The sequence below is a fragment of the Pelagerythrobacter marensis genome (genome assembly GCF_036700095.1).
Lineage (GTDB): Bacteria > Pseudomonadota > Alphaproteobacteria > Sphingomonadales > Sphingomonadaceae > Pelagerythrobacter > Pelagerythrobacter marensis_A.
Map to the genome: position 1 here is coordinate 1070966 of NZ_CP144918.1, position 12951 is coordinate 1083916.

Sequence of the window (12951 nt, forward strand, 5' to 3'; positions counted from 1 at the left end):
CAGGTAGAGGCTGCAATCATGCAGGATATCAACTGGAACGATCTGCGCGTGTTCCTGGCCGTGGCGGAAGCCGGGCAGATTGCGCGCGCCGCGCGTGCGCTCCGGCTCGACCCGACCACGCTCGGGCGCCGCTTGCGGCGGCTCGAACGGCAGTTGGAAACCACGCTGTTCGAACGCACGCGCGAAGGGCAGACGCTGACCAAAGCGGGCGAAGGGTTGCTGGCGAGAGCCGAAACCATGGCGCGCGCGGTGCGTTCGATCGACAGCGCGCGCGAACGGCGATCGGGGCTGGGGGGCAGCCTTCGCCTGAGCGTGTCGGAAGGTTTCGGCAGCCGCTTTCTCACGCCCTACCTCCCCGATTTCGCCCGTGCGCATCCGGATCTGTCGATCGAACTGGTGGCGAGCAGCGGCTTCCTCAGCCCTTCGCGGCGCGAAGCCGACCTGGCGGTCATGCTGTCGCGGCCGGAGGCGGGGCCGGTGATTTCGCGCAAGCTGGCCGATTACAGCCTTCGGCTATACGCCAGCGCCGATTACCTGGAGGCCGCCGGCACGCCGCGCACGCCGGCCGACCTGGCGCGCGGGCACAGGCTGGTCAGCTACATCCCCGAATTGCTCTATGCGCCCGAACTCAACTATCTCGACGATTTCCACGCGGGCCTCTCGGCCGACATCCGGTCGACCAGCATCAACGCGCAAAGCCGGCTGATCGAGGAAGGGGCGGGGATCGGTGTCCTGCCATGCTTTATCGGCGATCGCGCGCCGGGGCTGGTCCCGGTGTGCGCCGACCGGACGATCCAGCGCAGCTTCTGGATCGTCATCCATCGCGACATGCACGGGCTGCCGCGGGTGCGGATCGCACGCGACTGGCTGCTCGATTGCGTCCGCAAGGGCCGTTCGCTGCTCATGCCCGATTGACCGCGGCTTCCCACGTTCAGAACATTGGCGTGTCGACGGCTCTACCAGTTCCAAAGGGTGCCGTCCTCGAGCCGAGCGATCGGCAGGCACGCGGGGTCGTACGGGTACCTGGCGGCGAGCTGCTCGTCGATCGTGACGCCGTGCCCGGGCGCTTCGCCGCAAATCAGGTGGCCGTCCTCGAAGCGGTAATCGTGCGGAAAGACCGCGTCGGTCTCCGGTGTGTGGCGCATGTACTCCTGAATGCCGAAGTTCGGCACCCAGGTGTCGAAGTGCAGCGCCGCGCCCATGCTCACCGGGGAGAGGTCGGTCGCGCCATGACTGCCGGTGCGCACCTGATAGAGCGCGGCGAGATCATGTTGTCCGGCATGGCGCTGATCCTGCTCGGAGAGGCGGTCCCGCCTTTTCGGACAGAGTGCTAAGCTAGTCCCGACCTGAGAATGGACGGGAAATGAAGAAGACGAGGAAGCGCTGCAGCGCGGAGTTCAAGGCGCCTGGCGGCAATGCGTTGTTGGCATAACCTCTGCAAACCGTCAGTGGCGTATCGATACTATTTTCAAGGGCAATTGGGCGTATGACAGACTGGCAGTTCTGGATCGATCGAGGCGGCACCTTCACCGACGTGGTGGCGCGCGATCCCTCCGGCCATCTGCATACCGCCAAAGTGCTGAGCGAGAATCCGGCGCGCTACAGCGACGCTGCGACGGCAGGCATACGAACGATCCTCGGGATCGATTTCGACGCACCGCTGCCGCGAAAGGCGATCGCGGCGGTCAAGATGGGGACGACCGTCGCGACCAATGCGCTTCTGGAGCGCAAGGGTGCGGGCACGGCCTTGATCGTGAACCGCGGCTTCGGCGATTTGCTGCGCATCGGCCACCAGGCGCGCCCGGACTTGTTCGCCCTGGATATCCGCCTTCCCGATACGCTCTACGAACGTGTCGAAGAGGTGATCGGCCGCGTAGACGCTGAGGGTGGAATTGTCGCTCCGCTGGACGAGGCTGCGGCGCGGAAAAGCCTCGAGCGCTTGAGGAATTCCGGCCTCGACGCCTGTGCGATCGTCCTTGCCCATGCGTGGAAATACCCGGAAATGGAAATCCGGCTCGGCGAACTCGCTCGCGAGGCGGGCTTCTCGCAAATCTCCCTCAGCCATGAAGTCAGCGCCCTGATCGGTCTGGTCCCGCGAGGGCAGACAACGGTGGTCGACGCATATCTGTCGCCGGTCCTGCGCAATTACGTGGAGAAAGTCGAAAACGAGCTCAAGGAGACGCCGCTCTTCTTCCTGCGCTCCGACGGCGGCCTGGCGGCTGCGGCGGATTTCCACGGACGAGATGCGATTCTCTCGGGGCCCGCTGGCGGGGTGGTCGGTGCTGCGCGAACCGCCGCAGCGATTGGCGAGAACAAGATCATCGGGTTCGACATGGGCGGCACCTCCACCGACGTGGCGCTTTTCGCCGGCGAGTTCGAACGCGCCTACGATACCGAAGTGGCCGGTGTCGCGATGCGGGTTCCCATGATGGACATCGAGACGATCGCCGCCGGCGGCGGTTCGGTGCTGAAGTTCGACGGAACTCGCTTCCGGGTCGGGCCCGACAGCGCCGGCGCGAATCCCGGCCCTGCGTGCTATCGCCAGGGCGGGCCGCTGACCATTACCGACGCCAACGTGATGTGCGGCAAGGTGAGCCCGAAGCACTTCCCTGCAATCTTCGGTCCCGACGGGAATCTCGAACTCGATGCGCAGATCGTCGAGCAGATGTTCGAGGATCTGGCGGCCGAAGTTGCCGACGGTCGCTCCGGCCGGGAAGTGGCTGAGGGCTTTCTGAAGATCGCTGCAGCCAATATGGCCGCGGCGATCAAGCGGGTCGCTCTGGAACGCGGGCACGATGCGACCGAGTTTACCCTGAACTGCTTTGGCGGCGCAGGCGGGCAGCATGCCTGCATGGTCGCCGACGAGTTGGGGATGAGCCGCATTCTCATACATCCTCTCGCCGGTGTGCTCTCAGCCTACGGCATCGGCTTGGCCGACCGGAGCGCGTCCCGCGAAGCCACTCTGGAGATTCCCTTCAGCGAGACCAGCCTGCCGGAAATCGCGGCCGCGGCGAAACGCATGGCGAACGAGGCGATGGAGGAACTGGGGCGGAGCGACCGGGCGAGGACCGAAGTTGCGCTGCGCATGCGTTACGAGGGCAGCGATACGAGCCTGCCGGTGCCATTGTCGGATGCCGCCGCAATGCGGGCGCAGTTCGAGAAGCTGCATGCCGATCGGTTCGGCTTTTCCACTCCGGAGCGGCCCGTCGTGGCGGCAGACCTGATGGTCGAAGTGATCGCGCCGGGCGGCGAGATGTCGCCATTGTCCGCTGCAACGGCGCAGGAGCAAGACGAAGATCTGATCGGCGAGGTGGAGATCTGGACGGCCGGTGCGATGCACCAGGCGTCGGTTCACGACCGCAGGTTCCTGTCTGCCGGGCAGGTTTTGACAGGACCGGCGCTGATCCGGGAAGAGAACTCGACCACTATGGTCGAGCCGGGCTGGAGGGCGGAAGTCCTGCCGGGTGGAGAACTGGTCCTCACCCGCAATGCCGAACTCCGGCGGGAGAAGATCGGAACCGATGAAGCCGATCCGGTCATGCTCGAATTGTTCAACAATCTCTTCATGAGCGTGCCGGAGCAGATGGGCGCGATCCTGCAGCACACCTCGACCAGCGTGAACATCAAGGAACGGCTGGACTTTTCATGCGCGCTGTTCGACGCGGATGGCTCGCTCATAGCGAACGCGCCGCACGTGCCGGTGCACCTCGGCGCCATGGGCGAGAGCGTTCGCACGATTCTGGAGAGCCGCCGCGGATCGATGCAGCCCGGCGACAGCTATGTCCTGAACAATCCCTACAACGGCGGCACGCACCTTCCGGACGTGACGGTCGTCACCCCGGTCTTCGACGACAGCGACCAGGCCACCCTGCGATGTTTCGTCGCCAACCGGGGGCACCACGCGGATATTGGCGGAACCACGCCAGGCTCGGCGCCGCCGAACTCCACCACGTTGGCCGAGGAGGGCGTGCTGATCGACGACTTCCTGATCGTTCGCGAGGGCGTGTTTCGGGAGGCCGAGTTCCGCGATCTGTTGACCGGCGCCCCATGGCCTGCGCGCGACCCGGATGCGAACGTGGCCGATATCAGGGCGCAGCTCGCTGCGAATGCCGCCGGGGTGCGCGAGATCCGCGGTCTGGTGGCGCGATACGGGTGGAAGGTCCTATCCGCCTACATGCGCTTTGCGATGGAGAACGGCGAGGAGAGCATCAGGCGAGTCATCGGGCGCCTGAAGGATGGTGCCTTCGATTACGAGATGGACGATGGCTCGCGGTTGAGCGTCAAGGTCGGCATCGATGCCGCGTCTCGCAGCGCGACGATCGACTTTACAGGGACAAGCCCCCAGCGGCCCGGGAACATGAACGCGCCGCGCGCGGTGACCCGGGCGGTGGTGCTCTACGCCTTCCGATGCCTGGTGGACGAGGATCTCCCGCTGAACGAGGGTTGCCTCAGACCGCTCAAGCTCATCGTTCCCCCCGGGTCGTTTCTCGCGCCAGAGCCTGGTGCGGCGGTCGTCGCGGGCAACACCGAAGTGAGCCAGGCGGCGTGCGACGCCTTGCTGGGCGCACTCGGGGCGGCGGCGGGTTCTCAGGGAACGATGAACAACTTTCTGTTCGGCAACGGCAGGTACCAGTACTACGAAACGATCTGCGGCGGGGCAGGCGCGGGCCCCGGCTTCCACGGCGCGAGCTGTGTGCATACGCATATGACGAACACCCGGATCACCGATCCGGAGATCCTCGAGGTGCGATACCCGGTCCTGCTTGAAACCTTCGCTATCCGTCGATCCTCGGGGGGAGACGGCGCATGGCGCGGCGGAGCAGGGGCCAGGCGCGCGATCAGGGCGCGCGAGGCCATGTCGGCGACATTGATCAGTTCGCGCCGCACGCGGCCGCCGATCGGACTTGCGGGCGGTAGTCCGGGGGCTGTCGGCCGGCAGTGGGTGGAACGCGCTGACGGGACGATCGACATCTTGCCCGGACATGCCGAAGTCGAGCTGCAGGCCGGCGACCTGATCGTTATCGAAACGCCCGGGGGCGGCGGCTTCGGCGAACCGGCAAAGCGCTTGGCTGAAAGGTCGAATCGATAGCGGCGGTGCGCAGGCGGTTGCGCTGCAGCGATTGCGGCTGGCGCGAGCCCTGTATCGGGCCGACGTTTCGGGACCAGAGCGACTTGTCATGCCGCCGCAATTCGGCCATGTGCGCATCGCCCGACGGCACGCAATGTTGGAAATCCAACATTGACGATGTTGGAAGGATCGTTCCTTGCGGAATGAAAGGCGCTGCAAATCAAGGGTTTGCGGGTGTAGCTCAATGGTAGAGCAGCAGCTTCCCAAGCTGACGACGAGGGTTCGATTCCCTTCACCCGCTCCAGAATCTCGCCGAAAGGTCAGCTCGCTGTCGGGGGGATACCGCCGGGCAGGAGGAACAAGGGCAGGATGCGCGCGATCAGGTCGCGCATCGCGTCGTCCTCGCGGTCCAGCATTTCGCGCACGTGCGGGCCGATAACCGCGTCGCCGAAAGCGCAGACCGCCATCATCAGCACGGCCGACCGCACCCGGTTGTCCGCATTGTCGTCCTGCGCCTGGCCGACGATCGCGTCGACCAGCGCGCGCACGGCATCGCGCACCGGAGCGAGTTGCTGGACGTCGCCGGTCAGGATGATCCACGCGGCCAGCTGGCCTGCCCCGCCCTGGTCGAATGCGTCGAACACTTTGTCCGTCACCGCGCGGGGCGCGGCGGCATCGGTCTTGAGCATTTCGACGACATTGTCGAGCGCGTCGGTCAGATCGCGGATCATCGATCCCATCAGCGCCGATTGCAGGCTGGCCGCCGATCCGAAATGATGCAGGACATTGGCATGCGACATGCCGATCTCGCTGCCCACATTGGCGACCGTAACCGCAGAAGGCCCGCGCTCGAGCAGGAGCCTGCGCGCCGCGACGAGTGCCTCTTCGCGAACCTCTTCACCCATCCGCTTGCGCCGCCGGACTCGCTGGTCCTTTGGGTGTGCCATTTGTCCCTCCGTATTCGCGCCAGCCGATCTGACGTATGCGCTTGATAGCACATACAGATGTGCCCGCGCGCGTCACCCTCGGAAAAGCATTTACATTGACATCAATGTCAACTATATGAGTCGGGACAGCGAAGGAGTTCGACTATGTCCACGACCCAGACACCCGACAATATCGCGATCCAGAAGCGCAACTGGAAGTTCGGTCGCGGCTCGCCACACCGGCGCTGGTGGCATGGCGGCGATCCCGGGCGCACGGCCTTTTTCAACGCCCTGTCGTCCACTTTCCCGGTTGGCGAGAAGTTCTTCATGACCGCGGTGCGCCACTATCGCGACGACGCGCCGGCGGCGTTGCGCGCGCAGATCGACGATTTCGTCTACCAAGAATCGATGCACACGCGCGAACATGTGTTCTTCAACAAGCAGGCGCGCGAGGCGGGGTTCGACATCGGCCCGTCCGAGGACCGGGCGGCGCGAACGATCGCCTGGGCAAAGCGCCGGCCGCCGATCATGCAACTGGCGGCCACGTGCGCGCTCGAACACTTTACCGCCTCGCTGGCCAACGCGGTTCTGTCCGATCCCAGGCATCTCGCCGGGGCCGATCCGGAAGCGCATCGGATGTGGCGCTGGCACGCGATCGAGGAGATCGAGCACAAGGCCGTGGCCTACGATACATGGCTGCATGCCACGCGCCATCTGCCGGGCTGGCGCCGGTGGTTGAGGCGCTCGTTCGCCATGGGCGCGGCCACGGTGCGGTTCCACTACGTTATCTTCGCCAATACCGCCAATCTGCTGGCCCAGGACGGGCTCAACGACTTCAGGACGTGGCGCAAGCTGCTTGCCTACCTCTATGGCAAGGGCGGCGCGATGCGGCTGCTGGTGAGGAGCGCGATCGGGTACATGCGGCCCGGCTTCCACCCCTGGCAGCACGACGACCGCGCGCTCGTTGCCGAGGCGCTGCAAAGCCTGACGCCGCCCGCTGCCGCAAAGGTGCCGGCATGAGAAGGCTGACGATACTGGCCGCGCTCGCGATGGCGACGGTTCCGGCAGCGGCCTGGGCCGGATCGGGGATCACCGGAGTCTGGGCCACGGGCAGCGAGGGCGGAAAAGTCGAGATCTACCGCTGCGGCAGCGCGCTGTGCGGCAAGATCGTTGACGCCAGCCGGCTGCGTGCCAATCCCGACCTTCGCGACTTGCGCAATCCCGACAAGTCGTTGCGCAACCGCAAGCTCAAGGGCCTGGTGGTTCTGCGCGGCTTCAAGGGCGGCCCGACCGAATGGAAAGGCGGGCCGGTCTACGACCCGGAATCGGGCGACGGCGCCGCGACGGGGTATCTGACGCTGCGCGGCGACGGCAAGCTCGAGGTCAAAGGCTGCAAGGCCGCGATCTTCTGCCGCACCAAAGTCTGGACCCGGGCGAAGTGACGGAGCGCCGGCGCGGGGGCGGCCCCGTGGCCGCTCCGCGCCGCCGCCGTCATCGGTCCCGGCGATAGATGCCGATGCCGGCGGCGAGCCACGGCAAGATGCGACAATGGCCGTTGATGAACGGCCGCTATCGGGAGGCGCAGTCGACGGCTTTCCACTGGTAGGCTTGCACGGTTTCGCCGCGCGGCAGGTATTCGATTTCGAACTGCCGGCCGTTTCTCTCGACGACCAGGCGCAGTCTGGCCTCTTGATCGCCCTGCATTGCGTCCTGCGGAAACCGGTTCACGATCCGGTCGCCGTTGCGCAGGCCGGCCTTTGCGGCCTGTGAGTCCGGCTTGAGGCCGGAAACGATCCGCTCCGGGGCGACGAGCACGGCCGGATCGAAGCCGAGATCGAAGCGCCGCATGGGCTTTGTCACGCGCGTGAAGCAGGGGCCGAACGCGGCCGGAGACGGCAGGACCGTCGCGCCGGCCAGCATGGCCTCGAAATCCGCCAGCCCTTGCTCGCCGAGTTCGGCGAACAGGAGCCGTTCCCACAATGCGCGGTCCATCGGCCGGCCCGCCCGACGCTCGGCCAGCATTGTGCGCACGATATCGTCGAGACTGCGCTCGCCATCCGAAGCGGCGCGAATCTGCTCGTCGACCGTCGCGAAATAGAGCGAGCCACGATCGTAAGGCAGGACCCGAATGCGCGTATCGCGCCAGAATCCCTCGGGGATGCGGTCGTTGGGCGTGCCGATCAGCGCATTGGTGTAATAGCGCCCCGCCGTTTCGTTCAGATCGGCAAGAAACGCTTCGTCGTCGATCAGCCCGGCGCGCCACGGCAGCAGCCGTTGGTAATGCACTGCCAGCCCTTCGCCGAACCAGGATGACGCGAGCCCGTTCGCCGCATCCATGCTATCGCCCAGCGATCGCACCCAAGCGTGCAGCATCTCGTGCGCGAGCAGGCCTTTCAAGTCGTCCGCCGAAACGTTCGCGTCGAAAGTGAACGCGAAACTGTCGGTCAGCCCGATGCCGCTGCCGGGGTTGAGCGCATTGGTACGGGCGAAGACCCCGAAGTTTTCCGGCTTGTGGCGAAAGAAGCGTCCGTAGAAGTCGTGCAGCCGCGCAGCCCATGCCATCAGGTCCTGCCCGGGGAACGACAGCGTGCCCTGCCAGGCTGCGAAAAAGCCCGGGGAGCGATAGAGCCCCGGTCGGCCGGCCATGTAGTAAGTGGAGGCGATCTCGACAGGCCGCAGCGGACGGTCGGACCGGGCGTCGCCCACGCCGAGGCTGGAGACCGCGACGGCGCCTTCCGGCAATGCGGCAAGGTCCCACTCGATGGCGACCTCGCGCGCGAGATCGTCGTCGGGCAGCAGCAGGAATGCCGTCCCCGCGCCCGACACCCCCTGCGGTCCAGTGCGCAGCTCGTACTGGGGGAGGGCCAGGAACGGCCGGTCCGGGTCGATTTCCAGAGTGTAGCGCACCGTGACCGCGCCATCGGCCGGGCGCGCCATATCCCAGTAGCGAACGGCATTCGATCCGTCCGCCCGCTCGTCTCGCGTCTTGGCGGTCAGCGGCCCGCGCCGATCGGCGAACGATAGCCCGGCAATGTCCCGGGCCGAGGTTTCGACGTTGTTGGCGACAAGCGGCAGGCGGTAGGTTGCCGGCGCCGCAGTCACGGTCATCGCGATATCGAGCGTTTCGATCGTTCCGTCGCCGTCGCGATCGTGCGGAGCAAGAACGATGTCGAGCGTCTTCTGCGTCTCCTCCGCAGCGGCAGGGGCGGCGATAGCGAGCGCGGCGAGCAGGGCGGCGGTGCGGGATAGGAAAGTCATGACGGGCAGCGTACAGCGCCGGCGCCCGCAAAGCCTATGCGAAGGCCCGTCCCCGGCCGGCGGAGAAGCATAATTGATGCGATGTCCACCTCAGTTCGAGGGGAGCGGTATGCGATGGGTGCACTTGAGTTCGGACAGCGTGGCAGTCGAGCGAACATCCTCGACCCCAGGCAGCCGCAACAGGCGGCGGAACGTGAAATTCTGGTACCAGGCGATATTGGGGGCGAGAACTTTGAGGATCACGTCCATTTCGCCGAACAGGGTATAGGCCTCGGTCACCTCGTCGATATCCTGCAGTGCGCTGACGAAGCGTTCGCGCTGGTCGTCGCTCAGGCGCGACATCTTGAGCTGGGCGAAGATATACATGCTTTCGCCGAACTTCTCGCGATCGAGAATTGCGACCTGTCGCTTGACGTACCCCTCTTCCTTCAACCGCTGAATTCGCCGCCAGCACGGCGATTGCGAAAGTCCCACATGCTCGGCAATCGCGCTGGAGGATTCGCCCGCATCGATTTGCAGCCTGTCCAGAATTTTGAGATCGAGACGATCGAGATCGTTGGACATATTATGCTCCCAAGGCCTTCGGCGGCGATAAACGATGCCGCGATCTACGTCTTTACGCCATGAAAAACAATTCTCTGCAGTCGGCGTCGGTTAATCTCAACCGTATTCGGCATGATTTGCGGCAGCGATCGACGAGGAACGGGATGCAGAAATCAGAACTGGCGATTTTCGACAGCAAATATGTCCGCAAGCATCTCGATTACCGTTCCTGCATCCGGGTCGTTCGGGAGGCGATGGCCGCCTTGTCCGAGGGGCGCACCAGGCAGTTGCTGCGGACCATGTTCCAGATGGGCGAAGGCCGCACGTTCGCGCAGATGCCCGGCGCGCTCGGCGACAGCGATATGTTCGGGGCGAAAATGATCAGCGTCTTTCCCGATCCCGCCAACCCGGGCTCGCGCAGGCACCGGGGCGTGATCGCAATGTTCGAACCGGAGGAAGGGAAACCGGTTTGCATCGTCGATGCGGAAGAGGTCACGCATATTCGCACTGCCGCCGCCACGGCCATGGCGACCGACATCCTCGCCCGGCGCGATGCCCGGCGGCTGTTGATAATGGGCACCGGCGGGCAGGCGCGAACGCATCTGCGCGCCTTGCCACTGGTGCGCAATTTCGACCGGATCGCGATCTGGGGGCGGGACCCGGCCAAAGCGCGCAAGCTGGTCGGCGAGTTTTCCGGCGCGCTCCCGGTCAAACCGGCCGGGGACATTGCGGCTGAGGCGGCAAATGCCGATGTCATCTGCACTTTGACGGGTGCCAGCGAGCCGATTCTGCACGGCCGCTGGCTGCGCCCGGGGTGCCATGTGAATATCGTCGGTTCCAGCGGGCCGGGCCCGGTGGAAGTGGACAGCGACCTGGTTGTCCGGTCGCGCTATTTCGCCGACAGCCGGGCCTCGGCGCTGGACGCGGCGGCCGAATTCCTCGTGGCGCGGGAGGAAGGGCTGGTTACCGACGACCATATCGTGGCCGAGATCGGCGAAGTCGTGCTCGGCAAGCGAAACGGTCGCCAGGCGGACGACGAAATCACGGCCTACAAGTCGCTGGGCCACGCGGTGCAGGATCTCGCCGCCGCGGCCCACCTTTACAGGAGTTCCCGAGCATGAGCCGACCCCGCTGCCTTCGCGCTGCACTCATTCTGGCCATGATGGCCGGCGCTTCGACGGCCGCGATCGCGGAAACCGAGCGCTACTCGGTCGTCGCCAACGGCGAAAAGGTCGGCTTCCTGGTGGCCGAGACCGAGGGCGAGCGGGTCGAGGTCACCTACGATGTAAAGAACAACGGCCGCGGGCCGACCATGCGCGAGACGATCGTTCTCGACGACAGCGGCCTGCCGCTGCGCTGGCATCTGGAGGGCACGTCCACCTTCGAGAACGCGATCGACGAGACGTTCCGGCGCGAAGGGGATGGGGCCAGGTGGACCGATTCGACCGGCAGCGGTTCGGCCGAAGTGGCAGGCCCCGCGATCTACGTTGCGCAAGAAGGCAGTCCGTGGGCTCTCGGGCTCTATGCCCGGGCGCTGCTTGCCGATGAGGATCGCACGATCCCGGCGCTTCCCGGCGGGACGTTGAGCCTCAGCGAAGGGGCCCCGGTGACGCTGGGCGAGCGGAGCTTCCGCGCGGTTTCGATCCACGGCATCGGCCTTTCGCCCGATACCGTCCTGCTCGATGCCGACGGCGCCCTGTTCGCGCGCATATCGCCCGGTTCGGTCACCGTGCGCGAGGGGTTCGAAGACCATGCGGACGAACTTTCGGAGATTGCCGCGCGCCGGGGGGCGGAACGGTTCGCGCAGATCCAGGAGCGGGTCGCGCACGATTTCGACGGTCCGGTGCGCCTGCACAACGTGCGGATCTTCGACCCGGCCAGCGGAACGATCGGCGATCCCGTGTCGCTGGTGTTCCACGGCGAAGAGATCGCGGCCATCGAGCCGCTCGACAGTCCCCCGACGCCCGGCGAAGTGCTGGTCGACGGCGCCGGGCGCACCGTTCTGCCCGGCCTGCACGACATGCATGCCCATGTCTCGCTGCAATCGGCGCTACTCTATATCGCTTCCGGCGTCACCTCGGTGCGCGACATGGGCAACGACAATGCCTTCCTTCTCGACCTGACCGGCCGTATCGCGCGGGGCGAAGTGGCCGGCCCGCGGATCGTGCGCAACGGGTTCCTCGAAGGGCGCAGCGAGTATTCGTCGCGCAATGGCTTCATCGTCGACAGCGCGCAGGAAGCGCGCGAGGCGGTGCGCTGGTACGCCGCCCGCGGATACTGGCAGATCAAGATCTACAACAGCATGAACCCGGACTGGGTCGGCGACATAGCGGACGAGGCGCACAAGCACGGGCTGGGGATCACCGGACATGTCCCGGCGTTCACCAATGCCGACGCGATGATCGCCGGCGGCTACGACGAACTGACCCATATCAACCAGCTCATGCTCGGCTGGGTTCTCGAGCCGGGTGAGGACACGCGCACTCTCCTGCGCCTCACGGCGATGAAGCGCACGGCCGGGCTGGACCTGTCGGCGCCGCGCGTGCGCGCCACGCTCGATACCATGCAGGCCGGCGGGATCGCGATCGATCCGACCGCCGTCACGCTGGAACTGCTGATGCTCAGCCGCGACGGGACGATCAGCCCGGCGGTGGCCAGCTATTTCGACCACTTGCCGATCGGCCTTCAGCGCCGGCGGCGTCAGGGTATCGCGAAGATCGAGAACGCGGCCGACGATGCCGCCTATCTCGGCGCGTTCGACAGCATCAAGCGCCTGCTGGCCGAGATGCACGGTCGCGGGATCAGGATCCTGCCCGGCACCGACGACGCCACCGGCCTTTCGGTCCATCGCGAGCTGCAGATCTATGCCGAGGCCGGGATTGCGCCGGCGGACGTGCTGCACATGGCGACGCTGGGGCCGGAGCAGTATCTCGGACGGGATCAGCGGCTCGGCTCGATAGCGAAAGGCAAGCTGGCCGATTTCATCCTCGTCGATGGCAACCCGCTCGACGACATGGCCGCCCTTCATCGCATCGCGATGGTCGTGAAAGGGGGAACGGTCTATTTCCCCGAGGAGATCTGGAAGGAAGTGGGCGTCCGGCCGTTCGCGGCGGCGCCCGCCGTTACCCTCCCGGCGGAGTGAGGCAGTGCCGGCGC

At 65.9% G+C, this 12951-nt stretch carries 9 protein-coding genes, 1 tRNA gene and 1 pseudogene; 7 read left to right on the plus strand and 4 right to left on the minus strand.

All coding sequences use genetic code 11. The features are described 5' to 3' along the window. Positions 1-18: 18 nt before the first annotated feature. Entirely contained in the window at positions 19-915 is an 897-nt protein-coding gene (locus V5F89_RS04935) for a LysR family transcriptional regulator (RefSeq protein ID WP_338447137.1), read from the plus strand. Positions 916-956: 41 nt separating this feature from the next. On the opposite strand, the pseudogene V5F89_RS04940 reads toward V5F89_RS04935, so the two are convergent. Further along, positions 957-1268: pseudogene (locus V5F89_RS04940) on the minus strand (enolase C-terminal domain-like protein); the annotation flags it as partial. Between the two features lie 218 nt (positions 1269-1486). Between V5F89_RS04940 and V5F89_RS04945 the strand changes: the two are divergent. Beyond that, the gene (locus tag V5F89_RS04945) at positions 1487-5089 is read left to right on the plus strand and encodes a hydantoinase B/oxoprolinase family protein (RefSeq protein WP_338447138.1); all 3603 of its coding nucleotides are present in this window, start codon (positions 1487-1489) and stop codon (positions 5087-5089) included. 209 nt (positions 5090-5298) lie between these two features. Next, positions 5299-5372: transfer RNA gene (locus V5F89_RS04950), tRNA-Gly, on the plus strand. A gap of 16 nt (positions 5373-5388) precedes the next feature. On the opposite strand, the gene V5F89_RS04955 is transcribed toward V5F89_RS04950, so the two are convergent. Further along, positions 5389-6015: a TetR/AcrR family transcriptional regulator gene (locus V5F89_RS04955; RefSeq protein WP_338447139.1), complete on the minus strand. Its 627-nt coding sequence runs from the start codon at positions 6013-6015 to the stop codon at positions 5389-5391. A gap of 144 nt (positions 6016-6159) precedes the next feature. Here V5F89_RS04955 and V5F89_RS04960 point away from each other — a divergent pair, with 144 nt between their 5' ends. Next, positions 6160-7014: a metal-dependent hydrolase gene (locus tag V5F89_RS04960; protein ID WP_338447140.1), complete on the plus strand. Its 855-nt coding sequence runs from the start codon at positions 6160-6162 to the stop codon at positions 7012-7014. After that, entirely contained in the window at positions 7011-7436 is a 426-nt protein-coding gene (locus V5F89_RS04965) for a DUF2147 domain-containing protein (RefSeq protein ID WP_338447141.1), read from the plus strand. The genes V5F89_RS04960 and V5F89_RS04965 overlap by 4 nt, the downstream gene beginning before the upstream one ends. Positions 7437-7563: 127 nt before the next feature. Here V5F89_RS04965 and V5F89_RS04970 read toward each other — a convergent pair whose 3' ends face one another. Then, positions 7564-9252 carry a peptidase M61 gene (locus tag V5F89_RS04970; protein WP_338447142.1) on the minus strand — a complete coding sequence of 563 codons (1689 nt, stop codon included), beginning with the start codon at positions 9250-9252 and terminating at the stop codon, positions 7564-7566. Positions 9253-9342: 90 nt separating this feature from the next. Next, positions 9343-9816, minus strand: a complete 474-nt coding sequence (locus V5F89_RS04975; protein WP_338447143.1) for an Lrp/AsnC family transcriptional regulator — start codon at positions 9814-9816, stop codon at positions 9343-9345. Between the two features lie 143 nt (positions 9817-9959). Here V5F89_RS04975 and V5F89_RS04980 point away from each other — a divergent pair, with 143 nt between their 5' ends. Both V5F89_RS04980 and V5F89_RS04985 read left to right on the plus strand, forming a co-directional pair. Beyond that, on the plus strand, positions 9960-10916 hold the full coding sequence (locus V5F89_RS04980) for an ornithine cyclodeaminase family protein (RefSeq protein WP_338447144.1): 957 nt from the start codon (positions 9960-9962) through the stop codon (positions 10914-10916). Then, positions 10913-12937 carry an amidohydrolase family protein gene (locus V5F89_RS04985; protein WP_338447145.1) on the plus strand — a complete coding sequence of 675 codons (2025 nt, stop codon included), beginning with the start codon at positions 10913-10915 and terminating at the stop codon, positions 12935-12937. The genes V5F89_RS04980 and V5F89_RS04985 overlap by 4 nt, the downstream gene beginning before the upstream one ends. Positions 12938-12951: the final 14 nt, after the last annotated feature.

Coding starts and splice junctions, on each gene's coding strand:
- V5F89_RS04935 (WP_338447137.1), top strand. CDS start 19: ATGCAGGATATCAACTGGAACGATCTGCGCGTGTTCCTGGCCGTGGCG.
- V5F89_RS04985 (WP_338447145.1), top strand. CDS start 10,913: ATGAGCCGACCCCGCTGCCTTCGCGCTGCACTCATTCTGGCCATGATG.
- V5F89_RS04965 (WP_338447141.1), top strand. CDS start 7,011: ATGAGAAGGCTGACGATACTGGCCGCGCTCGCGATGGCGACGGTTCCG.
- V5F89_RS04975 (WP_338447143.1), bottom strand. CDS start 9,816: ATGTCCAACGATCTCGATCGTCTCGATCTCAAAATTCTGGACAGGCTG.
- V5F89_RS04960 (WP_338447140.1), top strand. CDS start 6,160: ATGTCCACGACCCAGACACCCGACAATATCGCGATCCAGAAGCGCAAC.
- V5F89_RS04945 (WP_338447138.1), top strand. CDS start 1,487: ATGACAGACTGGCAGTTCTGGATCGATCGAGGCGGCACCTTCACCGAC.
- V5F89_RS04980 (WP_338447144.1), top strand. CDS start 9,960: ATGCAGAAATCAGAACTGGCGATTTTCGACAGCAAATATGTCCGCAAG.
- V5F89_RS04955 (WP_338447139.1), bottom strand. CDS start 6,015: ATGGCACACCCAAAGGACCAGCGAGTCCGGCGGCGCAAGCGGATGGGT.
- V5F89_RS04970 (WP_338447142.1), bottom strand. CDS start 9,252: ATGACTTTCCTATCCCGCACCGCCGCCCTGCTCGCCGCGCTCGCTATC.